This window comes from Thauera aminoaromatica (assembly GCF_000021765.1).
In the GTDB taxonomy this organism is placed as follows: domain Bacteria; phylum Pseudomonadota; class Gammaproteobacteria; order Burkholderiales; family Rhodocyclaceae; genus Thauera; species Thauera aminoaromatica.
In genome coordinates, this window is record NC_011662.2 from 1,870,481 (window position 1) to 1,892,014 (window position 21,534).

Sequence of the window (21,534 nt, forward strand, 5' to 3'; positions counted from 1 at the left end):
CGAGGCAGTCATCCGGTGCGAGCATGCTCCCCGCCGGGTCGCGTTCCCGCATGATCGATCCGAAACCTCCGTAACTGCTACAGGACTAGACATGAGTGCAATCGTTGATGTGATCGCCCGCGAGATTCTCGATTCCCGCGGCAACCCCACGGTCGAAGCCGACGTGCTGCTCGAATCGGGCGTGATGGGCCGCGCCGCGGTGCCCTCGGGCGCCTCCACCGGCTCGCGCGAGGCGATCGAGCTGCGTGACGGCGACAAGTCGCGCTTCCTCGGCAAGGGCGTGCTGCGCGCGGTCGAGAACGTGAACACCGAGATCGCCGAGGCCATCATCGGGCTGGACGCCGAGGAGCAGGCCTTCATCGACCGTACCCTGATCGAGCTCGACGGCACCGAGAACAAGTCGCGCCTGGGCGCCAACGCCATGCTGGCGGTGTCCATGGCGGTGGCCAAGGCCGCCGCCGAAGAGGCCGGCCTGCCGCTGTACCGCTACTTCGGCGGCTCCAGCCCGATGGTGATGCCGGTGCCGATGATGAACGTCATCAACGGCGGCGAGCACGCCAACAACAGCCTCGACATCCAGGAATGCATGATCATGCCGGTGAGCATGGGCAGCTTCCGCGAGGCCCTGCGCTGCGGCGCCGAGATCTTCCACCATCTCAAGAAGATCGTCGACGCCAAGGGCTACCCGACCACCGTCGGCGACGAGGGCGGCTTCGCCCCCAACGTGTCCGGCACCGAGGAAGCGCTCAACCTGATCCAGGAGGCCATCGTCGCCGCCGGCTACGTGCCTGGCCAGGACGTGCTGCTGGCGCTTGACTGCGCCGCCTCCGAGTTCTACAAGGACGGCAAGTACGAGCTGAAGGGCGAAGGCCTGTCGCTGACCGCCGCGGGCTTCACCGACTACCTCGAGACCCTGTGCGACAAGTTCCCGATCGTCTCGATCGAGGACGCCATGGCCGAGGGCGACTGGGACGGCTGGAAGATCCTCACCGAGCGCCTGGGCAAGCGCGTGCAGCTGGTGGGCGATGACCTCTTCGTCACCAACACCAGGATCCTCGCGCAGGGCATCGAGCAGGGCGTGGCCAACTCGATCCTCATCAAGATCAATCAGATCGGCACGCTCACCGAGACCTTCGCGGCAGTCGAGATGGCCAAGCTCGCCGGCTACACCGCGGTGATTTCGCACCGCTCGGGCGAGACCGACGATTCGACCATCGCCGACATCGCGGTGGGCCTGCGCGCCATGCAGATCAAGACCGGCTCGCTGAGCCGCTCGGACCGCATCTCGAAGTACAACCAGCTGCTGCGCATCGAGGAAGACCTCGGCGACACCGCCGCCTATCCGGGCAAGCGCGCGTTCTACAACCTGCGCTGAGCGTCCTGCAACGCTGATTCGCAGCGTCTCGAAGGCCGGCGGGCGACTCGCCGGCCTTCGTCGTGAATGCGCCAGTATCCATCTCCATACCCGTCTCCATGCGCTGGCCGATCCTCATCCTGATCGCACTCGTCGTGCTGTTGCAGTACCCGCTCTGGCTGGGGAAAGGGGGCTGGCTGCGCGTCTGGGAGGTCGATCGCCAGCTGCATGCGCAGCGCGAGGAGAACCTGCGCCTCGAGCAGCGCAACGCGGCGCTCGCGGCGGAGGTGAACGATCTCAAGTCGGGCAACGAGGCGATCGAGGAGCGCGCGCGTTTCGAACTCGGGCTCACCCGGCCGGGCGAGATCTACGTGCAGATTCCGCAGCGCTGAACCCTGGTCGCGGGTATCGCCGCCGTTCCGGCGACAGTCCTCAGTTGCTCGCGAGCAGCGTGCGCGCGCCGTCGATGCGCTGCGCGAAATAGCGGCTGGCGAGACGTTCGACCCGCACCCGGCCACGGCTGTTGGGCGCGTGCACGAAGCGCCCGTCGCCGATGTAGATCCCCATGTGCGAATGCCGGCGCTCCAGCGTGTTGAAGAACACCAGGTCCCCCGGGCGCAGTTCGTGCACCTCGATCGGGCGCGTGCGATCGGCGATCTGCGCGGCGTTGTGCGGCAGCTTGCGGCCGCTGATGTTCTCCACGATGTAGGCCACCATGCCGCTGCAATCGAGGCCCGCGTCCGGATTGCGCCCGCCGAAGCGGTAGCCGGTATCGAGCAGGCCGAGCGCGAAGAGCACCATTTCCTGCGTCTGGTGCTCACCCTCGAGAGAGAAATAGTGCCCGCTCGGCGCCACCGTGCGCGGTGGCGAGCCGGGGCCGGCGACCGGGGTGGTGCCGCAGCCCGCCAGCAGTGCGGCTACGGTGGCCACCCCGGCAAGCAGCGCCAGGCGCCGCTTGCCGATGCCGGCGTGCAGAGGGGCGGAAAGGAAGGCGCGAGGGAGGGGCTCGGGACTCATGGCGCGATCCGGTGCGAAAAGGATTTCTGCCAGAGTATGTCAGGACCCGCCCAGGCCGGCAAGGTCTGCTTTCAGATCAGGGGTTTGGAGAGGTTTTCTCGAAGAAGGCTGAAGTCGGGCCCGCGCGGGGCGCGGTCTTCAGTCGAGCAGTTCGATGCGTCCGCCGACCTGCACCGACACCCGGCTCTCGCCGCCCTCGAGTGGCGCCGGGGCGGCCTCCGCGGCCATCGCCGCCGCGCGCATGCGCGGCATCGGCGGAGGCTGCAGGCCGTGCTCGCCGACCGACAGGTGGGCGATGCGGTAGCGCCGACCGAGGGTGTCGGCGATCAGTTTCGCGCGCGCCTCGAAGGCGCGCAGGGCGTCGACGGTGACGTCGGAGACGGCCTTCCTGCGCGTCTCGGGGGCTGGTTCCATGCTCAGCTGGGCGAGCGCCAGGCTCTCCTGGAGCTTGCCGACGAGCTCCGACATCGCCGCCGTGTCGGTGCTCTCGAGGCGGAGCTCGGAACGCATCCGCCAGGCGGTGATACGGCCCTGGCCGTCCTTTCCGTATGCCGGCCAGGTCGAGACGTTTCCGCTCTGCACCTTGACGGCACCCTGCGCGCGCGCGAGTTCGAGCGCCGCGGCGATGTCGCGGTTCACCTCGCGTGCCACCGCGGCCGCGCTCGCGCCGCTGCGCTCTGCATACATCACGGCGACCGCGAGGTCGTTGGCGGCCGGGCCACTGGCCTCGGCCGCGAGCTCCACGGTGGGCGGGGCGGGAGTGTCGGCGGCAAGCGCCGGCGCCGACTGCAGCGCCGCGAGCGCGGCGAGGGTGGCGAGGGTGGCGAGCGCGGTGCGCATCACTGTTCCGGCTTCGCGATCACGCTGGACGGCTCCAGCGCGCACAGGCGGTCGGCGTAGAGGCGGGCGTTGTCCACGTAGTTGTGGGCGTTGACCACCAGGTTCTCGACCTCGGTGTCGCTCAGCGTGCGGATCACCCGGCCAGGAGAACCGACCACCAGCGAGCGGTCGGGGATCACCTTGCCCTCGGGGATCAGGGTGTTGGCGCCGACGATGCACTGCTTGCCGACCACCGCGTTGTTGAGGATCACCGCGTTGATGCCGATCAGGCTGCCGTCGCCGATCGTGCAGCCGTGCAGCATCGCCATGTGGCCCACGGTGACGTGCGTGCCGATCGTCAGCGGGATGCCGTCGTCGTTGTGCAGGACAGAGCCGTCCTGGATGTTGGTATCGTCGCCGATCGTGATCGGATCGTTGTCGCCCCGTACCACGACGTTGTACCAGATGTTGACGTTGCGGCCCGCAGTGACCGATCCGATGACCGTCGCGTTGTGGGCGATCCAGCTTCCCTCGCCGAAGCTCGGCCGGCGGTCGCCCAGGGCGTAGATGCTCATTTTCGTTCTCGCTGTCGATGTCTCGCGCCGATGCTGCGCAGCGCCAGGGGGGCAGGCATCATAACAAGCGCCTCGCGGCCTGCAAACAGCGCCCGTGCCGTGAATGTCGCCGATCCGGCGGGTTTTTCGCGATTTTGAGCCCCCTGCCGGCGGGTGATAGGATGCGCCCGCCCTTCAGGAAGTCCACATGCTCAGTTACCGTCACGCCTTTCACGCCGGCAATCACGCCGATGTCCTCAAGCACCTCGTCCTGATCGAGCTGCTCGACTACTACGGTCGCAAGGACAAGCCCTGGTACTACATCGACACCCACGCGGGGGGCGGCTGCTATGCGCTCGACAGCGAGCAGGCGGGCAAGACCGCCGAGGCGGCGGACGGCATCGGCCGGCTGTGGGGGCACGAGGACCTGCCGCCAGCAGTCGCCGCCTATGTCGCGGCGGTCGGGCAGTTCAATCCGCAGGGCAGGCTGTTGTTCTACCCGGGCTCGCCGGCGCTGGCCATGACGCGTGCGCGCGCCCAGGATCGCCTGCGCCTGTTCGAGCTGCATCCGGCCGACTTCGAATCCCTGCAGCGCACCTTCGCCAGCGAACAGGAGCGCGTGCAGGTGCGCCGCGCCGACGGCTTCGCCGCGCTCAAGAGCCTGCTGCCGCCGCCCTCGCGGCGGGCGGTGGTGCTGATCGATCCGCCCTACGAGGTCAAGGACGACTACCGCAGCGTGGTGGACACGGTGCGTGACGCGATGCGGCGCTTTCCCACCGGGACCTACATGGTCTGGTATCCGATGCTCGCCCGGGCCGAGGCCCGCCAGTTGCCCGAGCGCCTCGCCGCGCTCGGCGCCGAGAGCTGGCTGGACGTGCGCCTGGCGGTGCGCGACGCCCCGCGCGACGGCATCGGGATGTTCGGCAGCGGCCTTTACGTGATCAACCCTCCCTGGGTGTTGCCGCAGCGGCTCGAGGCCGCGCTGCCCTGGCTCGTCGAGCACCTGGGGGTCGATGGCGGTGCGGGCTTCGACCTCGAGCACCACATCGAATGAGTCCGTCCCGGAATGCCGAGGGTGGGCCCGCCGGCCCGACGGTCGCGGAGGGCGCTCCGAGTGCTGCAGGCCCGTCGCCCGACGGGCTCCGCGAGCTGCGCGACGCGATGCGGCAATTCGCCGCCGAGCGCGCCTGGGAGCCCTTCCATACGCCCAAGAACCTCGCGATGGCGCTCGCCGGCGAGGCGGGCGAGGTGATCGAGCATTTCCAGTGGCTCACCGCCGAGCAGTCGATGGCGCTGCCGCCGGCGACGCGGGACGAGGTCGCTCTCGAACTCGCCGACGTGCTGCTGTACCTCGTGCGCCTCGGCGACGTGCTCGGTGTCGACCTCGCCGATGCCGCACGGCGAAAGATGCGCATCAATGCGGAGCGCTACCCCATCGAGCGCGCGCACGGCCGCGCGGACAAGCACGACCGTCTGTGAGGGTGCAAGCGAGGCGTTGCGGCGGAGTCTTCATTCACGTTGGGCCGCGGCAAGATTTCTGAAACAATATCGTCTTTCTTGTAACACGGAATTCCATCGTGGACTTGCAGCACATCAGCGACATCGAGAAGGCAGCCCATCAGGGTCGGGGCGAGGTCTTCCGCCTCGGCATGGGCGTGCTCTTCATCGTCGGGGTCATGTTCTACTCGGCGCTCAGCGGCACGGGCGAGGGCAGCATGACCCTGGTCATGGCGGCGATGATCGGCGGCTACATGGCGATGAACATCGGCGCCAACGACGTCGCCAACAACGTCGGCCCGGCGGTCGGCTCCAAGGCGCTCACCCTGGCTGGCGCGCTGGTCATCGCGGCGATCTTCGAGGCCGCCGGTGCGCTGATCGCCGGCGGCGAGGTGATCGGCACGATCCGCAGCGGCATCATCGATCCCGACCTCATCAAGGATTCCGACACCTTCGTGTGGATCATGCTGGCCGCGCTGCTCGCCGGCGCCTTGTGGCTGAACCTGGCGACCGCGGTCGGGGCGCCGGTGTCGACCACGCACTCGATCGTGGGCGCGGTGCTCGGCTCCGGCATGGCCGCCGCCGGCCCCTCGATCGTCGATTGGTCCACCATGGGCGAGATCGCGGCGAGCTGGGTGATCTCGCCGCTGCTCGGCGGGATCTTCGCCGCCGCCTTCCTGTATCTCGTCAAGCGCAGCATCACCTACCAGGTGGACATGGCCGCGGCCGCACGCCGCACCGTGCCGGTACTGGTCGGCCTGATGGCGTGGACCTTCGTCAGCTACCTGATCCTGAAGGGGCTCAACCGGGTCTGGAAGGTGGACTTCCTTCCCGCCGTGCTGTACGGCCTGATTTTCGGCGCGCTGGTGTTCGTCCTGGTGCGCAAGGCCCTGCACGGCAGCAGCGGCATCGTCGCCAACACCAAGGCGAGCGTGAATCGGCTCTTCACCGTGCCGCTGATCTTCGCCGCCGCGCTGCTCAGCTTCGCGCACGGTTCCAACGACGTCGCCAACGCGGTCGGCCCGCTGGCCGCGATCGTCGATGTGGTCAGTTCCGGCGGCGTGGTGCACAAGGACGCGGCGATCCCCACCTGGGTCATGATGGTCGGCGCGATCGGGATCTCGCTCGGGCTGGCGTTGTTCGGGCCGAAGGTGATCCGCACGGTCGGTTCCGAGATCACCGAGCTCGACCAGATGCGCGCCTATTGCATCGCGATGGCGGCGACCTTGACCGTGATCGTCGCCAGCCAGCTCGGCCTGCCGGTGAGCTCCACGCACATCGCGGTCGGCGGGGTGTTCGGCGTCGGTTTCCTGCGCGAATACCTCAAGAGCAACTACGACCGCATGGTGGCCGAGATCAAGGCCCACCACCCCGAGGGCGACCTCGCCGCGATCGAGGCCTTCATCGCGCGTTTCGAGAAGGCCTCGATCGAGGAGAAGGGGCAGATGCTCGCCGACCTCAAGCAGCGCTCCAAGAACGCGGACGATCCGGCGCACTTCTCCAAGGGCGAGCGCAAGGGACTCAAGAAGGTCTATCGCCGCGAGCTGGTCAAGCGCTCGCAACTGATGCGCATCGCCGCCGCCTGGGTCATCACCGTGCCCGCTTCTGCGCTGATGGCCGCGGTGCTGTTCTTCATGATCCGCGGGATGATGCTGCCCTGATCATCCTGTTCGTCATGATCGCGATGCCGGGGGCCGCGGCGTGAGCTTCGTCGAGCTGCTCGTCCTGCTCGCCCTCGGGGCCGTGGTGTGGTTCTGGTTCGACAGCCTGAAGGCGCGCGAGATCGGCATCGAGGCCGCGCGCCGCGCCTGCACGCGCGAGGGCGTGCAGTTCCTCGACGAGACAGTGGTGGGGCAGGGCCTGCGCCTGGCGCGCGACGACAATGGTCGCGTGCTGCTGCGGCGGGGCTATGCCTTCGAATACTCGGTGGGCGGCGACGACCGCAATGCCGGCAGCGTGGTGCTCGAAGGCCGCGAGGTGGTGCTGGTGGACGTCTCCGCGCATCGGCTCGCACGTCGCGCGGTGGTCATCGACCTGCACCCGCGCGACCCGTCGGCCTAGCGCCGGCGCTCCTCGATCGCGCGCAGGAACTCGTTGCGCGCCTGCTCCGAACGTTCGAACTCGCCGGCGAAGGCGTGGGTGATCACGCGTTCGTCGCCACGGCGGTCCTCGCCGAGCAGCAGGCAGAGCTGTTCGGCCTCGATCACGCAGGCCGCGCCCGCGGCGTGGCCGTGTCGCATCAGCGCGTCGGCGATGTCGCGCGTCATCCACTCCTGGTAGGTGAAGCGATGGCCGATCGCGTCCACCAGGCGGGCGATGCGGCCAAAGCCGTGCAGGCGGCCGCCTGGCAGGTAGGCGACGTGGGCGACGCCACGGAAAGGGACGAGGTGATGCGGACACACGCCATGGACCGCGATGCCGCGAATCACCACCATGTCGCGGCGCGCATCCTCGAAGCCGTCACCGAGCACCTCGGCGGGGTCGAGCTCGTAGCCCCCGAGCAAGCGCCGCTGCCAGAGCTCGCGCACGCGCTGCGCGGTGCGTCCGGTATGGGCGTTGTCGGGGGCGATGCCGCACGCACGCAGCAGGTCGCCGACGGCCTTCTCGAAGGCGGGCGCGTCGAAGGCGCCGCTGCGCGGGATGCCGACGCCTTCGGGGCGCGGGGCGGGGGGGTGATCGTGACCGCAGGGGTCGTGCGCGGGAGGGCTCATGGTGGCGTCCGGTGCGGTGCCCTGCGGCACCCGAACCGGCATGATACCCGCAAGCCAGTTCAGGCGATGAACACCGGGTCCGAGAACACCAGCGTGCCGTCGGCGCGCATCATCAGGTTGTTGGCGTTGAGGATGTCGGGCAGGACCTGATATTCCTCGACGAAGTCGGACAGGGCCCGCAGGGCTTCCTGCAGGCTGTCGCCGACCTTCATCGGCTCGACCGTGAGGTGGTAGAGCGCGATCCGCCCCATGTCCGCACCGAGCCGGCTCCACTGCGCGCACGCCGACCAGTAGCACTCGATCAGGCGACGCGAGAGTTCTGCCGCGGGGGAGCCCTCGGCGAGCGGATAGAGGCGCTCCATCTCGATCAGATGGAAGGGATAGCCCGACTGTGCGCGGCCGATCACCCCATGATCGGCGAATACGATGGGGAAATGCGGGCCGCGCGGGCGGTCGTCGGCGGTGTAGAGGAAGTAGTCGGCAGGGGAGCTGACGATCTTGTAGACATGCTCCCCGTCGCCCTTGTCGATCACGATCGAGTACTCGCCGCGACCGATCTCGGTCTTGCCGTCGAGCAGCGGATGCGACGGCACGGCGTCGGGCAGCAGGATCGCCTGCCGTCCGAGCATCGCGCGCGCCGCATCCATGTCGATCATGATCTCCTCGCTGCTCACGCCATGATGTTATAGCCGGCGTCGACGAAATGCACCCCGCCGCTGATCAGTCGGCCGGCGTCCGAGACCAGGAAGGCGGTCAGCGCGCCGATGTCCTCGGGGGTGACCAGGGCATGCATCGGCGAGCGCTCGACCGCGGCCGCCATGAGGCCGTCGAAGCCCGCGATCCCGGAGGCGGCGCGCGTCATCAGCGGGCCGGGGGAGACCGCATTGACGCGGATGCCCTTGGCGCCGAGCTCGGCCGCCATGTAGCGGGTGGCGGCCTCGAGCGCGGCCTTGCACAGGCCCATCACGCCGTAGTTGGGGATGACCTTCTCGGAGCCGAGGTAGGTCATCGTCACCAGGGCACCGCCGCCGGCCTTCTCGAGCAGCGGCTCGGCCTTCTTGGCCAGGCGCACGAAGGAGTGGGTGGACACGTCCATCGCCAGCGCGAAGCCGTCGGCCGAGGTGTCGACCACGCGGCCGTGCAGGTCGTCGCGCTTGGCGAAGGCCATGCTGTGGATGGCGAAGTCGAGCTTGCCGTGGCGCGCCTCGATCGCGCCAAAGGCGGCGTCCATGGTTTCGGGGCGGGTGACGTCGAGCAGGTGAACGTCCTCGACGCCGAGGCGGTGGATCACCGGCTCGATGAAGGCGCGCGTCTTCTCGTTCTGATAGGTGATGATCAGCGTCGCGCCGGCCTGGGCGCAGGCCTCGGCGACGCCGGTGGAGATCGACTTCTCGTTGGCGATGCCGGTGATGAGGCCGACCTTGCCCTCCAGATTGACGATGGGGGTCATGATGGATTCCTTTTCTCGGGTGAGTGTTGTTGCGGCGCAACGGCAGCGAGCATAAGCCGGCCTGTGCGACGCGAATGTGATGGTTCGTGAAATCGGATACGCGGTGGTATCGGTGCCGGTACAGTATATTGCGCATTGCAGCATCCACAAATTGCCGGCCGCGGCATTCTTCGCCGGAGCAGGGAACATGACACGCAACGCATACATCTTCATGGACTTCGACGGCGTCACCCACCCCTGGGGCGAGGTCGAGGATTTCCGTTGTCTCGTGCACATCGAGGCGGTGGTGAGGGAGTTCCCCGAAGCGCGCATCGTGATCGCCTCCGACTGGCGCATGCTGTTCTCGCTGCCCAAGCTGGTCGCCCGCTTTTCCGAGGACATCCGCCCGCAGATCGCCGGCGCCACGCCGCACCTGCTGCCCAAGACGGGCGCCGAGCTGCACGGCCTGCGCGAGCGCGAGGCGATGGCTTGGCTGCGCCAGCACGGCGCCGATCCGGGCGAGGCGGCGTGGTGCGCGCTCGACGACGCGCCGGGCAACTGGCTGTCGCGTTCGCGACTGGTGCTGACCGACTTCAAGCGTGGCTTCACCTCCGAGGATGCGGTCGCCCTGCGCCGCATGCTGCAGGGCTTCCGCGACGGGGTGCGCAACCAGGTCGGCCAGGTCGCGCACTCGCTGTGGGCGCGCGACAGTGCCTGATGGGGGAGACGCCATGAACCCCGCCGAGCAGACCCTGCCGCCCGACCCGCTTGCGCACCGAGTCGACGCCTCGACCCAACGCCAGGCGGCGCGGCTGGCCGAAGAGAGCTTCGCGCGCCTGTTCCGGCTCAGCGTCGCCGAAGGCGATGCTGCGCGGCTGAAGGGCGTGGAGCAGTTGCGCGTCGACCTCGCCGACTGGGTGTCCGCGGCGGCCGACCCCGAGGCACAGGCGCTGCGCCTCGCCTTGCTGCTGTCCGGGATGGACCAGTGGGGGATGGCCTGGAGCCGGGCCTTCGGCCTGGTGGCGATCCCCGCGCTGACCGAGCTCATCGGTGCGCTGCGCACTGGTCTGGATGAAACCGCCGAGGCGCGCTTCCTGCGCCACTTCGAAGGGATCGCCGCCGTCGAGGAGAATGCCATCGACTTCAAGGTCGAGCTGCGCCGTGGGCTGCACCTGGCGCTGTGGCATGCCTCGATCGCCACCGAGCATCGCGACGAGGCCATGCGCCTCGCCGGCGAGCTCGGCAGCCAGCTGCTCGCGCTCGCGCGCAGCATGCCGGTGGCGGGCTGGCGGCTGGTGGCCGACGCGCTCGCCTTCATCCAGATCCGCTGCCTGGCCGAAGGGCTCGCTGCCGAGGGCGTGGCCCAGGAGGCCACACAGGCCTTGTTCGGCGCCTTGGCGCGCGAGCTGCCGGCGCCGCAGCGCGACCTCGTGATGGCGCATTCCGCGCGCGCGGTGATGGCCTGGCAGCAGGCCGGCCGCGCTTCGCCGCAGGTGCACTGATGGCGCTCAAGGCCACGGTCTTCAAGGCCGACATCCAGGTCGCCGACATGGATCGGCACCACTACGCCGATTATTCGCTCACCCTCGCGCGTCACCCTTCCGAGACCGACGAGCGCATGATGGTGCGCCTGCTCGCCTTCGCGCTCTTCGCCGACCCGGCGCTCGCCTTCGGTAAGGGGCTATGCGTCGATGACGAGCCCGACCTGTGGCAGAAGGACCTCACCGGCGTCATCGAGCGCTGGATCGACGTCGGCCAGCCCGATGACAAGTGGGTGCGCAAGGCCTGCGGGCGCGCGCGCGAGGTGGTGGTGCTGGCCTACGGGCGGGCGCTGGAGGTGTGGTGGAGCGGGGTGCGCGGCCGCCTCGAGCGCCACGGCAACCTGAAGGTGTTCGAGCTCGAACGCGAGGCCAGCGCCGAACTCGGCCGCCTCGCCGAGCGCACGATGCGCCTGCAATTCACCATCCAGGACGGCCACGTGTTGGTAACCAACGGGCGCGAGACCGTGTCGCTCGAGCCGCGCAAGCTCACTGCCTGAACCCCGGTGCGCGGCGCCCGACAGCCCGCGGCGCGGCCGCCCGGGCCCTCAGCGCGGGCTGTCGCGCAGGAATGCGGCCACCCTTTCGGCGGTCGCCTGCGGATGCTCGAGCATGAAGCAGTGTCCGCCCTCCACCTGCACGCATTGCACGTTGGCCTTGCCTGCCGCCCAGCGCGTGACCGAGCGCCGCGCGAAGGCGAAGGTGTCGCGCCCGTGCAGCGCGAGCACCGGCTGCTCGATGCGGGCAAGCGAGGACCACAGCCGGCGCGGGTAGGACGCGAAGATCTCGGCCTCGCGGGTGGGCCGGCACTTGAGCTCCACGCCACCGCCCGGCACGTCGCGCAGCGCATGGTCGATATAGGCCTGGAAGGAGTCCTCGCTCCAGCCGCGGAACACCCCGCGCCCGTGCAGCCCCGCATGCGCGGCAGCGCGGTCCGGCCAGTGGTGGCGTCGCGTGCGTGCCTTGGCGGCGAGCTTGTTGCGCGAGGCCAGCCCGACGAGGTCGGAGAGCGCCATCATGCCGATCATCGCCGGGGTGAACAGCACCGGGTCGAGCAGCACACCACGGCTGAAGGCGTGCGGATGATGCGCCAGCATCAGGCAGGTGAGCACGCTGCCGAAGCTGTGGCCGGCGGCATGCACGGGTACCGTGCCGAAACGCGGCGCGTGCGCGAGCCAGGCCTCGGCGGCCATCTCGGCAGCATGGTTCCAGCCGCGGAAGCGGCTGCCGTGGTCGCTGTCGCCATGACCCTGCACGTCGGACAGGAAGAGGTCGAAATGCGCGCTCAGGTGCGCGAGCATGGGCGCATAGGTGAGCGAGCTGAGCCCGTTGCCATGGAGGAAATGCAGCACCGGGCGACCGCTCGGCGGGCTGTGGTGGCCGCGCAGCGTGAAGCCGGCGGAGGTGTGATGCGTCCAGCTTTGGAGCTTCATGATTCGGCGTATGCCGCGGCTGCGAGCGCGGTCGTGGCGGAGGTCGGATTGTAGGGCCAGATCAGATTGGCGGGCAGCGGCCGGAGCTCGCGCATGCCGTATCGTCGGCGCAGGGTGCGAGAGTCTGCCATGAAACCCAGCCGGGGATGTGCTCGACCGGCATCGGCCGGGCGATGCCGAAGCCCTGGCCGAGCCTGCAGCCGAGGGCAAGCAGGGCCGCTGCGTGGGCGGGCGTCTCCACGCCTTCGGCGATCACCTCGCGGCCGAAGGTGCGCGCGAGCTGCACCACGGCGCCGACGATCGCGCGCGCCTCGCCGTCCTCCAGCATGTCGAGCACGAAGCTGCGGTCGATCTTGAGGCGGTCGAAGGGCAGCTGGCGGAAGTGGCGCAGCGAGGCGTAGCCGGTGCCGAAGTCGTCGAGCGCGATGCGTACGCCGAGGCGATGGCAGGCCTCGAGCACGTCCATCGCCAGCACCATGTCGTCGAGCGCAGTGGATTCGAGGATCTCGAGCTCCAGGCGCTCGGGCGGGATGTCGGGGTGGCGCTCCAGCGCGCTGCGCACGCTGGCGACGAAGCCCGCCTGCATCAGCGGACCGGGACCGACGTTGACGCTTACCCCGATGTCCAGCCCGGCCGCGCGGCAGCGCTCGAGGGCGCCGAGCGCGTGGTCGACCACCCACTGACCGAGCCGGGTCTCCAGCTCGGTGCCTTCGAGGTCGGGCAGGAACTCGCCCGGCGCCAGCAGGCCGCGCTCGGGGTGCTGCCAGCGCAGCAGGGCCTCCATGCCGAGTGGCCGCCCGTCGACCATGTCGACCTGGGGCTGGAAGTGCAGCACGAACTCCTGCCGGCGCAAGGCCTGGTCGAGGCGCTCGAGGCGTTCCTTGCGCACGCGCTGCTGTTCCTCGACGCTGGCGTCGAAGAACTGGATGCAGTTGCGTCCGCGCTGCTTGGCGCGGTACATCGCCTGGTCGGCGTGGCGCAGCAGGGTGTCGGGGTCGGCGTCGTCCTCGGGGAAGAGGGTGACGCCGATGCTCGCGGACACGCATACCTGCTGGCTGGCGAGCGCAATCGGCGTGCGGATGGCTTCGAGCACGCGCTCGAGCACGCGCTCGCCTTCGATGTCCTCGAGCAGCAGCACGAACTCGTCGCCGCCGAGGCGGGCCACGGTGTCGCTGGCGCGCAGGATCGCGCCGAGCCGGTCGACGATGCCGATCAGCACCTGGTCGCCGGCCTCGTGGCCGAGCTGATCGTTCACCGGCTTGAAGCCGTCGAGGTCGATCACGCAGACCGCGAGCGGCTTCCCTGTGCGCCGAGAGTGTGCGATCGCCTGGCGCAGGCGGTCGTCGAGCAGGCGGCGGTTGGGTGCGCCGGTGAGCGGGTCGAAGTAGGCGATGCGGTTGAGCTCCTCCTCATGCTTCTTGAGCCGGCTGATGTCGGAGAACATCGCCAGATGGTGGATCACCCGACCGCGTGCGTCGCGCACGCGGCTGATCGAGAGCACCTCGGCGAACTCGCTGCCGTCCTTGCGCCGGTTCCACAGTTCGCCCTGCCAGTGGTCGTGCTCTTCGATCGCCTGCCACATCGCACGGTAGAACTCGCGCCCCTGGCGGCCCGAGGCGAGCATGCCGGGGTCGCGGCCGAGGCTCTCCTCGCGGCTGTAGCCGGTGATGCGGCAGAAGGCCGGGTTGACGTCGACGATGCGGTTGTCGACGTCGGTGATCAGGATCGCCTCGTAGCTCGACGAGAACACGCTCGCGGCCAGGCGCAGGCGCTCCTCGTTCTCCTTGCGCCGATCGATGTCGATCTGCGCGCCGGTCAGCAGCAGCGCGCGCCCGTCCGCGTCGCGGCGCACGGCGAGCGCGCGGTCATACACCCAGATCCAGCGTCCGTCGCAATGGCGCAGGCGCAGGTCGTGCTCGTAGAAGGCGGTCTCGCCGCGGATGTGGCGATCGAGCTCGCGCTCGGCCTCGGCGAGGTCGGCGGGATGCACGCGCTTGCGCCAGCACGCGCGCCCTTCGCCGTCGCAGTCCTCCGCCGCCAGCCCGAGCATCGCCGCCCAGCGTGCGTCCATCTTCCACTCGCCGGTCTCCAGATTCCATTCCCAGCTGCCGGCCTGGGTGGCCTCGATCACGTTGCGCAGGTGGTGGCGATCGAGTTCGATCTCTGCTGCCAGGCGGCGCGCGGCGGCGTTGGCCTGCGACAGCGCCAGGTTGCGCTGCGCCAGACGCACCAGCAGCAGCACGATCGCCAGGGTCGCGAGGCCGAGTACGAAGATCGTCTCGTGGTAGCGCGCCCACACGTCGTTCCAGGTAAAGGGTGGAGTGGCGTCGAAGGGCGGCAGGCGCAGTTCGCGCAGCATCTCCTCGACGCGGGCGTAATCGGCGGGGATGGTGAAGCCGTGGATGCCTGCGGCGCGCGCGGCCGGGTCGGCGGTTTCGAGGCCGAGCGCGAGTGCCGCCACCTTGCGCATCAGGGCCGGGTCGGCCTGACGAAGGGCGACGAGGGGCCATTCGGGGTAGAGGCGTGTGGAACTGCGCAGCGGGAAGCCCGGATGCTGCAGGGGATGCAGCACACGCAAGCCGGAGAGGTCGCGCCCCTCGGCGACGAGCGCCTCGAAGAGGCCGGTGCGGACGAAGCCGGCGTCGACGCGGCCGTCGAGTACCGCTTCGACGACGCTGTCCTGGGTCTGCCGCAGCGTGAACATGCGCAGCGAGCCGGGGTCGATGCCGGCGGCCTTCATCTCGAGTGCCTGCGCCGGATAGGTGGCGAGGAAGTTGGCATGGGTGGTGCCGACGCGCCTGCCCCGCAGGTCGGCGAGGGTCTTCAGGCTGGCGTCCGCGGCGCGCACCAGGATCACGCCGCCGAACTCGCTCAGGGCCTGGCCGCCGGCATCGGCGACCACGGTGGCGATGGCACCGGAGAGCGGATTGGATGCGCGCAGCTCGATGAAATGCACCGGGTTGGTCAGCAGCAGATCGATCTCGCCGGCGGCGAGGGCGCGCTGCAGTCCGGCGTCGTCGAGCGCGTGCAGGCGTACCTCGACGCCGTCCAGGTGCTGGTTCAGGTAGTCCACGAAGGGCTGCCACGAGGCCTCGACGAGCGCCTTCGGGCGCGCCGAATAGACGCCGAAATCGAGATCCGTCCGGGCGTGCAGAGCCGCGCTGCCGAGGCTCAGGCAGACCAGCAGGACGACGGTGCGGAGGAGTCGTCGCATCAGCACGGGATGGCCACCGAGTCCGTCGCGCGATGCGCCAGCAGGCTCGACGTGCGCGCACGGCAGCGGCGCGCGGGCGAGTCTTCGGGCTGGCGGAGAGCGTCACGACACATCGACGGGAGAGCTATGGGACAACTGCCCATTCTAGGTCTTTCGGGATGCCTGCGGCAGGCGATTCGGCGGTGCCGTGACGCAGTTCGCGCAGCAGCCCGCGCTCCGGCCTTCAGTCCTCGCGGCGGCGGAAGGGCTTGCCGGCACGCTCGCCCTGGCGCTTCACCGGCGCGGAGTGGCCGCCAGCCTTGCGGTCGGTGGCCGGCGGGCGGCGTTCGTCGTGCGGTCGACGCTCGTCGTGGCCGCGAAAGCCCCCGCCACCCGGCTTGCCGACGTAACCCGCGCCAGGCTGGTTCGGGCGCGCGCCACCGAAGTCGCGCGGGCGGCGCTCGCCGTCCTGCGCGTGCGAGCCGTCCGTGCCGCGTTCCGGCCGCGCCGGGCGCCGGCGTTCGGGGACCGTGGCCGCCTCGGCGGCGCTCAGCTCGCGGATCGACAGCGGCATCTGGCGCACGCGGGTGCGCTTGAGCGTGGCGAGCAGGTCCTCGGGCAGGTTGGCGGGCAGCTCGACGGTGGAGAACTCGTCGAAGAGGTGGATCTGGCCGATGAACCTGCCCTCGATGCCGCCTTCGTTGGCGATCGCGCCGACGATCTCCTTGGGGCTCGCGCCATGGGCGCGGCCGACCTCGATGCGGTAGCGCACCAGCGCGCCTTCGGAGAAGGAACGCCGGCGGGCGAGGATCTCGTCGCGGTTGGGGCGCGGCGTGCGCTCGCGCGCGGCGCCGGTGGTGAAGTGCTCGGCGCGCGGCGCGCGGCCTTCACTGGGCGTCGTGGTGGCGATGTCCCAGCCGCGGCCGGACTGCTCGACCTGGAGCGGGCGCTCGCGCTGGGCGAGCAGGGCCAGTGCGGCGGCGACCTCGTGGATCTCGAGCTCGTTCTCGTCGATCAGGTCGTTGACCACGCCCATGAAGAAGCCGAGCTCCGCGCCGGCGATGGTCTCGGCGACCTGGCGCTTGAACTGGGCCACGCGCAGGTTGGTGACCTCCTCACCGCTCGGCAGCGCGATCGGCGTGATCGGCTGGCGGGTGGCGCGCTCGATCATCTTGAGCATGCGCGTCTCGCGCGGCGCCACGAACAGGATCGCCACCCCCTCGCGCCCGGCGCGGCCGGTGCGGCCGATGCGGTGCACGTAGGCCTCGGTGTCGTAGGGGATGTCGTAGTTGATCACGTGCGAGACGCGCGGCACGTCGATGCCGCGCGCGGCGACGTCGGTGGCGATGACGATGTCGAGCGCGCCGTTCTTCAATTGCTCGATCACGCGCTCGCGCAGGCCCTGGTTCATGTCGCCGTTGAGCGCGGCGGCGGCATAGCCGCGCGCGGCCAGCTTGTCGGCGAGCTCCTCGGTGGCGATCTTGGTGCGCACGAAGACGAGGGCGGCGTCGAAGCTTTCCTCGGCGTCGAGGATGCGGGTGAGTGCGTCGAGCTTGTCCACCCCGCGCACCAGCCAGTAGCGCTGGCTGATCTTGGCCACGGTGGAGGTGGCGGCGCGGATCTTGATCTCCTGCGGGTTGCGCAGGTGGCGGCGGGCGACTTCGCGGATCACGTTGGGCATGGTGGCCGAGAACAGCGCGGTCTGGCGCTCGGCCGGGGTGTGCTCGAGGATCCACTCGACATCGTCGATGAAGCCCATGCGCAGCATCTCGTCGGCCTCGTCGAGCACGATGGCCTTGAGGGCGTCGAGCTTGAGGCTCTCGCGCTCGAGGTGGTCCATGACCCGGCCCGGGGTGCCGACGACCACCTGGGCGCCGCGCGAGAGCTGGCGCAGCTGAACGACCATGCTCTGGCCGCCGTAGATCGGCAGCACGTGGAAGTTCTTCAGGTGGTGGGCGTACTTGGCGAAGGCCTCGGCGACCTGGATCGCTAGCTCGCGCGTGGGGGTGAGCACCAGGACCTGCGGGCGCGTGTCGGCGAGGTCGAGCTTGGCCAGCATCGGCAGCGCGAAGGCGGCGGTCTTGCCGGTCCCGGTCTGCGCCTCGCCGAGGATGTCGTGGCCGGCGAGCAGTTGCGGGATGCAGGCGGCCTGGATCGGCGAGGGGGTCTCGTAACCCACTTCGGCGAGCGCCGACAGCAGGGGCGCGGGCAGCTGGAGATCGGCGAAGCGCAGTTCGGCTTCGGCGGGGGCGGATTCGGGGCGGGGAGCTTCGGTCATGGCGTCTCGGCCGCGGGGCGGCGATGGGCAGCGGCGCTGCAACATCGCGGAGGCGGGCGATTGCGGCGCGGCGGGGGTGATGGGGCGGCTCGTGGCCGCGGCGTTGCGGCGGGTGGCCGCGGGCTTGCGCGTCCGGCGCGCTCCGTTGGTGCGGAAGGGCGGCCCGAGGCCGCCGCAAATGCAAAAACGCGGCGCAGGGCCGCGTTTTGAATCAATCGATCGACGTCGAGGACGTCGGGTCGATTACAGCGGGCGGATGTTGGCCGCCTGCAGGCCCTTGGGGCCGGTCTTGACTTCGAATTCGACGCGCTGGTTTTCGGCCAGGCTCTTGAAACCCTTGCTCTGGATTTCCGAGAAGTGGGCGAAGAGGTCGTCGCCGCCGCCTTCCGGGGTGATGAAGCCGAAGCCCTTGGCGTCGTTGAACCACTTGACGGTACCGGTTTGAGTGCTCATTTTGCGTTCCATATAAAGAATTGCGGGCTTGCGCCCCGAAGTGCAGGAACGATCAAGAAACGTAATCAGGGAGGCATCAAACCGACACGCGTTCTCTTGGAACACGCTGGCAACCACACCAACAACCACTGCTTGAATCGACTGCGAGCGGCAAGATACACGCTTTTGCGCGGATGCGTGAACTTATTTTTCAGTTCGATCGCATGCGGCGTGCGTGTGGGGCGCGTGCCGGCGTCCGGCAGTGGGATAATCCGCCCCCCGACAGTCAATCCAGGTCTCTCCATGCCCATCCAGTGGTTCCCCGGACACATGGCCTCCGCGCGCAAGAAGGCGGCCGAGGCGATGGCCATGACCGACGTGGTCATCGAGGTCGTCGACGCGCGCCTGCCCGAGGCCAGCAGCAACCCGATGATCGCCGAGCTGCGCCGCTTTCGTAACCGCCCCTGCCTCAAGCTGCTCAACAAGTCCGACCTCGCCGACCCCGAGGTCACACGTGCCTGGATGGAGTCCTACAATCGCCTGCCCGGCGTGAAGGCGGTGGCGATCTCGGCCAAGAGCCCGGCCGAGGTGGCGCGCGTGCCGGCGCTGTGCCGCCAGCTCGCGCCGCACCGCGACGATGGCGTCAAGCCGCTGCGCATGATGATCATGGGCATTCCCAACGTCGGCAAATCGACGCTGATGAACGCGCTGCTCAAGCGCAAGGTGGCCAAGGTGGGCGACGAGCCTGCAGTCACCAAGCACCAGCAGACGCTGGATCTCGGTCCCGGCATGACGCTCACCGACACGCCCGGCATGATGTGGCCCAAGATCGACCACGATGCCGACGGCTACATGCTGGCGGCGAGCCACGCCATCGGCCGCAACGCGGTGATCGACGAGGAGGTGGCGGCCTTCCTCGGCGAGATCCTCATCGCGCGCTACCCCGATCGCCTGGCGGTGCGCTACCGGCTCGACGCCGCCGCGATGGCCGCGCTCGACGGCCCGGCGCTGGTCGAGGCGGTAGGCCGGCGGCGCGGCTGTCTGGTCAAGGGCGGTGGGCTGGACCTGGAGAAGGCGGCGCAGATCCTGCTGCAGGACTATCGCGACGGCGCGCTCGGGCGCATCAGCCTGGAGACGCCGGAGACGCGCGCGCACATGATCGCCGCCGCGCAGGCGGCCGCGGCTCAGGCTGCCGCTGCGGGGGAGACCGGAGAGGAGGCCGCCGGCGCGGCGGAAGCGGGGGGCGAGGCCGATGCTTCCGGGGGCGAGGGCGACTGATCCGCCGTCGCCGGCACGATCTCGATCCACCGCAACCACTGCCCGCAGGCGTTGCGCGGCCCGCGCAGCGAGCCGTGCCAGGGGCCTTCCCGGCAGGGGCCGCGCTGCTCGGTGGGATGCAGTTCGACGGTGCTGCCGTCCTCGCCCACGCGCCGCCATCCGCCCCAGCGATTGCAGCTGGGGCAGCGGCGCAGTTCGGCGACAGGTGGGGCGGGGGGGACGAAGCTCATCGATCGGGGCCGGGGGTTCGGGTGCAATGATACGGCGGGCGGACGCGGGTGCGGCAGGCGTCGCAGGCCACACGGCCGCACGATCGACGGCTGCTCGCGCCTGCCCGTCCGCAGGTCGCCGCATGGCCCATGCCGGCGCAGTCCCGGCGCCTTTGATATCATCCCGATCCTGCCGTTCCTCCTCCGGAGTCCCATGAGCGTTCCGTCAGCCTCGCGGCTGCACGCCCTCAACGTCGACCTGCACTGCCATTCCTCCGTCTCGGACGGCTGGCTCGAGCCCGAAGCGCTGGTGTTGCGCGCGATCGCCAACGGCGTCGAGCTGCTCGCGCTGACCGATCACGACGAACTTGGCGGCATCGCGTCCGCGCAGCTTGTCGCCCGCGCCCATGGCTTGGCCTTCGTGCCGGGCGTCGAGATCTCGGTCTCCTTCGCCGGCGAGACCGTCCATATCGTGGGCCTGGGCGTCGATCCCGGGAGCGCCGAACTGTGTGCCGGTCTCGCCGCCCTGCGTGCCGGACGCGACGGGCGCGCGCGGCGCATTGGCGACGAGCTCGCGCGCGTCGGCATCCCCGATGCCTTCGCGGGTGCCTGCCGCTTCGCGCGCAACCCCGCGCTCGTGAGCCGCGCGCACTTCGCCCGCCATCTGGTCGCGAGCGGCGTGATGCCCGACGTGAAGACGGTCTTCGACCACTATCTCGTGCGCGGCAAGCCCGGCTTCGTCGAGCACCGCTGGGCGACGCTCGAGCAGGCGGTGGGCTGGATCCGCGCCGCCGGCGGCATCGCGGTGGTCGCGCATCCGGCGCGCTACCGGCTGTCCTCCGTCGCCATGGGCGAGCTCTTCGACCGCTTCGTCGCCGCCGGCGGTGAGGCCGTCGAGGTGGTGGCCGGCGCGCACACCGAGGACGAGATGCGTCGCTTCGCGAGCCTCGCGCGCCAGCGCGGGCTGCTGGCCTCGCGCGCGTCCGATTTCCATGGTGTGCAGGAGAGCATGGTCGACGTCGGCCGCTGCAATCCGCTGCCTGCCGACCTCGAGCCGGTGTGGAGCCGTCTGCAGGCCACCACCGCGGCGCTCGCGGCGGCCGCATCCTCCGCGCGCTAGGGCGCGCGCCCCATCGAGCATCCGATCATGGCCCAGTATTTCTCCCTTCATCCCGAACAGCCGCAGGCGCGGCTGATCCGTCAGGCCGCCGAGATCCTGCGTGGCGGCGGCCTCGTCGCGCTGCCCACCGACTCCGCCTACGCGCTCGCCTGCCAGGTCGGCGACGCCGCGCTGCTCGACCGCATCCGCCGCATCCGCGGGGTGGATGAGCGCCACCACTTCACGCTGATGTGCCGCGACCTCTCCGAGATCGGCACCTACGCCCGGGTGGACAACAGCCAGTACCGGTTGCTGAAGGCGGTCACTCCCGGCCCCTACACCTTCATCCTCGAAGGCACCAAGGAGCTGCCGCGCCGCGTGCTGCACCCGAAGCGCAAGACCATCGGCCTGCGCGTGCCCGAGCACGCGGTGGTGTCGGCCCTGCTCGCCGAGATCGACGGCCCGCTGCTGACCTCGACCCTGATCCTGCCCGGCGAGGACCTGCCGCTCTCCGACCCGGAGGAGATCCGCGACCGTCTCGGCAAGCTGGTCGAGCTGGTCATCGAGGCCGGCTACTGCGGTCCCGAGGCCACCACCGTGATCGACCTCACCTCGGGTGCGCCCGAGCTGGTACGCGCCGGGCGCGGCCCGCTCGAGCCCTTCGGTCTGTAGAATCCGGGGTTTGCCACCGAG

The 21,534-nt window shown here is 69.7% G+C and carries 22 protein-coding genes; 12 read left to right on the forward strand and 10 right to left on the reverse strand.

Annotated elements, in window-relative coordinates; translation table 11 throughout:
- Positions 1 to 91 precede the first annotated feature (91 nt).
- Together eno and ftsB are read left to right on the forward strand one after the other, a co-directional pair.
- The gene (eno, locus tag TMZ1T_RS08220; protein WP_004305922.1) at positions 92 to 1,375 is read left to right on the forward strand and encodes a phosphopyruvate hydratase; all 1,284 of its coding nucleotides are present in this window, start codon (positions 92 to 94) and stop codon (positions 1,373 to 1,375) included.
- 98 nt (positions 1,376 to 1,473) lie between these two features.
- Complete coding sequence (gene ftsB / locus TMZ1T_RS08225) at positions 1,474 to 1,746, forward strand: cell division protein FtsB (RefSeq protein ID WP_004305921.1); 273 nt, start codon at positions 1,474 to 1,476, stop codon at positions 1,744 to 1,746.
- 40 nt (positions 1,747 to 1,786) lie between these two features.
- Here ftsB and TMZ1T_RS08230 read toward each other — a convergent pair whose 3' ends face one another.
- The 3 genes from TMZ1T_RS08230 to TMZ1T_RS08240 form a co-directional block, all read right to left on the reverse strand.
- Complete coding sequence (locus TMZ1T_RS08230; RefSeq protein ID WP_004305920.1) at positions 1,787 to 2,371, reverse strand: C40 family peptidase; 585 nt, start codon at positions 2,369 to 2,371, stop codon at positions 1,787 to 1,789.
- 138 nt (positions 2,372 to 2,509) lie between these two features.
- Positions 2,510 to 3,211, reverse strand: coding sequence for an SIMPL domain-containing protein (locus TMZ1T_RS08235; protein ID WP_004305918.1), 702 nt, complete (start codon positions 3,209 to 3,211; stop codon positions 2,510 to 2,512).
- On the reverse strand, positions 3,211 to 3,765 hold the full coding sequence (locus tag TMZ1T_RS08240) for a gamma carbonic anhydrase family protein (RefSeq protein WP_004305916.1): 555 nt from the start codon (positions 3,763 to 3,765) through the stop codon (positions 3,211 to 3,213). The genes TMZ1T_RS08235 and TMZ1T_RS08240 overlap by 1 nt, the downstream gene beginning before the upstream one ends.
- Before the next feature lie 187 nt (positions 3,766 to 3,952).
- On the opposite strand from TMZ1T_RS08240, the gene TMZ1T_RS08245 reads away from it, so the two are divergent.
- The 4 genes from TMZ1T_RS08245 to TMZ1T_RS08260 all read left to right on the forward strand — a co-directional run bounded on the left by TMZ1T_RS08245 (position 3,953) and on the right by TMZ1T_RS08260 (position 7,302).
- Positions 3,953 to 4,798 carry a 23S rRNA (adenine(2030)-N(6))-methyltransferase RlmJ gene (locus TMZ1T_RS08245; RefSeq protein WP_004305915.1) on the forward strand — a complete coding sequence of 282 codons (846 nt, stop codon included), beginning with the start codon at positions 3,953 to 3,955 and terminating at the stop codon, positions 4,796 to 4,798.
- Between the two features lie 107 nt (positions 4,799 to 4,905).
- Positions 4,906 to 5,223, forward strand: a complete 318-nt coding sequence (locus TMZ1T_RS08250; protein ID WP_004305913.1) for a nucleotide pyrophosphohydrolase — start codon at positions 4,906 to 4,908, stop codon at positions 5,221 to 5,223.
- Positions 5,224 to 5,321: 98 nt separating this feature from the next.
- Complete coding sequence (locus TMZ1T_RS08255) at positions 5,322 to 6,902, forward strand: inorganic phosphate transporter (RefSeq protein WP_004305911.1); 1,581 nt, start codon at positions 5,322 to 5,324, stop codon at positions 6,900 to 6,902.
- 40 nt (positions 6,903 to 6,942) lie between these two features.
- A complete protein-coding gene (locus TMZ1T_RS08260; protein ID WP_012585138.1) occupies positions 6,943 to 7,302 on the forward strand; it encodes a DUF3301 domain-containing protein in 360 nt (119 codons plus the stop codon).
- On the opposite strand, the gene folE is transcribed toward TMZ1T_RS08260, so the two are convergent.
- From folE to fabI, 3 genes are read right to left on the reverse strand one after another with little or no spacing between them, the layout of a single operon-like run.
- Entirely contained in the window at positions 7,299 to 7,952 is a 654-nt protein-coding gene (gene folE / locus TMZ1T_RS08265) for a GTP cyclohydrolase I FolE (RefSeq protein WP_012585139.1), read from the reverse strand. The genes TMZ1T_RS08260 and folE overlap by 4 nt on opposite strands.
- A gap of 59 nt (positions 7,953 to 8,011) precedes the next feature.
- A complete protein-coding gene (locus TMZ1T_RS08270; protein ID WP_012585140.1) occupies positions 8,012 to 8,608 on the reverse strand; it encodes a hypothetical protein in 597 nt (198 codons plus the stop codon).
- A gap of 14 nt (positions 8,609 to 8,622) precedes the next feature.
- Entirely contained in the window at positions 8,623 to 9,402 is a 780-nt protein-coding gene (gene fabI / locus TMZ1T_RS08275; protein ID WP_004305906.1) for an enoyl-ACP reductase FabI, read from the reverse strand.
- Between the two features lie 187 nt (positions 9,403 to 9,589).
- Here fabI and TMZ1T_RS08280 point away from each other — a divergent pair, with 187 nt between their 5' ends.
- The 3 genes from TMZ1T_RS08280 to TMZ1T_RS08290 are packed head-to-tail and all read left to right on the forward strand — an operon-like array spanning position 9,590 to position 11,419.
- Entirely contained in the window at positions 9,590 to 10,099 is a 510-nt protein-coding gene (locus TMZ1T_RS08280) for an HAD domain-containing protein (protein WP_004305904.1), read from the forward strand.
- Positions 10,100 to 10,112: 13 nt separating this feature from the next.
- Entirely contained in the window at positions 10,113 to 10,883 is a 771-nt protein-coding gene (locus TMZ1T_RS08285; protein ID WP_012585141.1) for a hypothetical protein, read from the forward strand.
- Positions 10,883 to 11,419: a YaeQ family protein gene (locus TMZ1T_RS08290; protein ID WP_004305900.1), complete on the forward strand. Its 537-nt coding sequence runs from the start codon at positions 10,883 to 10,885 to the stop codon at positions 11,417 to 11,419. The genes TMZ1T_RS08285 and TMZ1T_RS08290 overlap by 1 nt, the downstream gene beginning before the upstream one ends.
- Positions 11,420 to 11,467: 48 nt before the next feature.
- Here the strand turns inward: TMZ1T_RS08290 and TMZ1T_RS08295 are convergent, their stop codons facing one another.
- From TMZ1T_RS08295 to cspE, 4 genes are all read right to left on the reverse strand, one after another.
- On the reverse strand, positions 11,468 to 12,352 hold the full coding sequence (locus tag TMZ1T_RS08295; RefSeq protein ID WP_004305899.1) for an alpha/beta fold hydrolase: 885 nt from the start codon (positions 12,350 to 12,352) through the stop codon (positions 11,468 to 11,470).
- 61 nt (positions 12,353 to 12,413) lie between these two features.
- A complete protein-coding gene (locus tag TMZ1T_RS08300) occupies positions 12,414 to 15,566 on the reverse strand; it encodes an EAL domain-containing protein (protein ID WP_012585142.1) in 3,153 nt (1,050 codons plus the stop codon).
- Positions 15,567 to 15,789: 223 nt separating this feature from the next.
- Complete coding sequence (locus TMZ1T_RS08305; protein ID WP_012585143.1) at positions 15,790 to 17,823, reverse strand: DEAD/DEAH box helicase; 2,034 nt, start codon at positions 17,821 to 17,823, stop codon at positions 15,790 to 15,792.
- 243 nt (positions 17,824 to 18,066) lie between these two features.
- Positions 18,067 to 18,276: a transcription antiterminator/RNA stability regulator CspE gene (cspE, locus tag TMZ1T_RS08310; RefSeq protein ID WP_002926583.1), complete on the reverse strand. Its 210-nt coding sequence runs from the start codon at positions 18,274 to 18,276 to the stop codon at positions 18,067 to 18,069.
- A 282-nt stretch (positions 18,277 to 18,558) separates the two neighbouring features.
- Between cspE and ylqF the strand changes: the two genes are divergently transcribed.
- The 3 genes from ylqF to TMZ1T_RS08325 all read left to right on the forward strand — a co-directional run bounded on the left by ylqF (position 18,559) and on the right by TMZ1T_RS08325 (position 21,513).
- On the forward strand, positions 18,559 to 19,533 hold the full coding sequence (gene ylqF / locus TMZ1T_RS08315) for a ribosome biogenesis GTPase YlqF (protein WP_012585144.1): 975 nt from the start codon (positions 18,559 to 18,561) through the stop codon (positions 19,531 to 19,533).
- A 423-nt stretch (positions 19,534 to 19,956) separates the two neighbouring features.
- Positions 19,957 to 20,862, forward strand: coding sequence for a 3',5'-nucleoside bisphosphate phosphatase (locus TMZ1T_RS08320; RefSeq protein WP_012585145.1), 906 nt, complete (start codon positions 19,957 to 19,959; stop codon positions 20,860 to 20,862).
- A 27-nt stretch (positions 20,863 to 20,889) separates the two neighbouring features.
- Positions 20,890 to 21,513: an L-threonylcarbamoyladenylate synthase gene (locus tag TMZ1T_RS08325; RefSeq protein ID WP_004324032.1), complete on the forward strand. Its 624-nt coding sequence runs from the start codon at positions 20,890 to 20,892 to the stop codon at positions 21,511 to 21,513.
- Positions 21,514 to 21,534: the final 21 nt, after the last annotated feature.

Coding starts and splice junctions, on each gene's coding strand:
- eno (WP_004305922.1), top strand. CDS start 92: ATGAGTGCAATCGTTGATGTGATCGCCCGCGAGATTCTCGATTCCCGC.
- ftsB (WP_004305921.1), top strand. CDS start 1,474: ATGCGCTGGCCGATCCTCATCCTGATCGCACTCGTCGTGCTGTTGCAG.
- TMZ1T_RS08230 (WP_004305920.1), bottom strand. CDS start 2,371: ATGAGTCCCGAGCCCCTCCCTCGCGCCTTCCTTTCCGCCCCTCTGCAC.
- TMZ1T_RS08235 (WP_004305918.1), bottom strand. CDS start 3,211: ATGCGCACCGCGCTCGCCACCCTCGCCACCCTCGCCGCGCTCGCGGCG.
- TMZ1T_RS08240 (WP_004305916.1), bottom strand. CDS start 3,765: ATGAGCATCTACGCCCTGGGCGACCGCCGGCCGAGCTTCGGCGAGGGA.
- TMZ1T_RS08245 (WP_004305915.1), top strand. CDS start 3,953: ATGCTCAGTTACCGTCACGCCTTTCACGCCGGCAATCACGCCGATGTC.
- TMZ1T_RS08250 (WP_004305913.1), top strand. CDS start 4,906: ATGCGGCAATTCGCCGCCGAGCGCGCCTGGGAGCCCTTCCATACGCCC.
- folE (WP_012585139.1), bottom strand. CDS start 7,952: ATGAGCCCTCCCGCGCACGACCCCTGCGGTCACGATCACCCCCCCGCC.
- TMZ1T_RS08270 (WP_012585140.1), bottom strand. CDS start 8,608: ATGATCGACATGGATGCGGCGCGCGCGATGCTCGGACGGCAGGCGATC.
- fabI (WP_004305906.1), bottom strand. CDS start 9,402: ATGACCCCCATCGTCAATCTGGAGGGCAAGGTCGGCCTCATCACCGGC.
- TMZ1T_RS08280 (WP_004305904.1), top strand. CDS start 9,590: ATGACACGCAACGCATACATCTTCATGGACTTCGACGGCGTCACCCAC.
- TMZ1T_RS08285 (WP_012585141.1), top strand. CDS start 10,113: ATGAACCCCGCCGAGCAGACCCTGCCGCCCGACCCGCTTGCGCACCGA.
- TMZ1T_RS08290 (WP_004305900.1), top strand. CDS start 10,883: ATGGCGCTCAAGGCCACGGTCTTCAAGGCCGACATCCAGGTCGCCGAC.
- TMZ1T_RS08295 (WP_004305899.1), bottom strand. CDS start 12,352: ATGAAGCTCCAAAGCTGGACGCATCACACCTCCGCCGGCTTCACGCTG.
- TMZ1T_RS08300 (WP_012585142.1), bottom strand. CDS start 15,566: ATGCGACGACTCCTCCGCACCGTCGTCCTGCTGGTCTGCCTGAGCCTC.
- TMZ1T_RS08305 (WP_012585143.1), bottom strand. CDS start 17,823: ATGACCGAAGCTCCCCGCCCCGAATCCGCCCCCGCCGAAGCCGAACTG.
- cspE (WP_002926583.1), bottom strand. CDS start 18,276: ATGAGCACTCAAACCGGTACCGTCAAGTGGTTCAACGACGCCAAGGGC.
- ylqF (WP_012585144.1), top strand. CDS start 18,559: ATGCCCATCCAGTGGTTCCCCGGACACATGGCCTCCGCGCGCAAGAAG.
- TMZ1T_RS08320 (WP_012585145.1), top strand. CDS start 19,957: ATGAGCGTTCCGTCAGCCTCGCGGCTGCACGCCCTCAACGTCGACCTG.
- TMZ1T_RS08325 (WP_004324032.1), top strand. CDS start 20,890: ATGGCCCAGTATTTCTCCCTTCATCCCGAACAGCCGCAGGCGCGGCTG.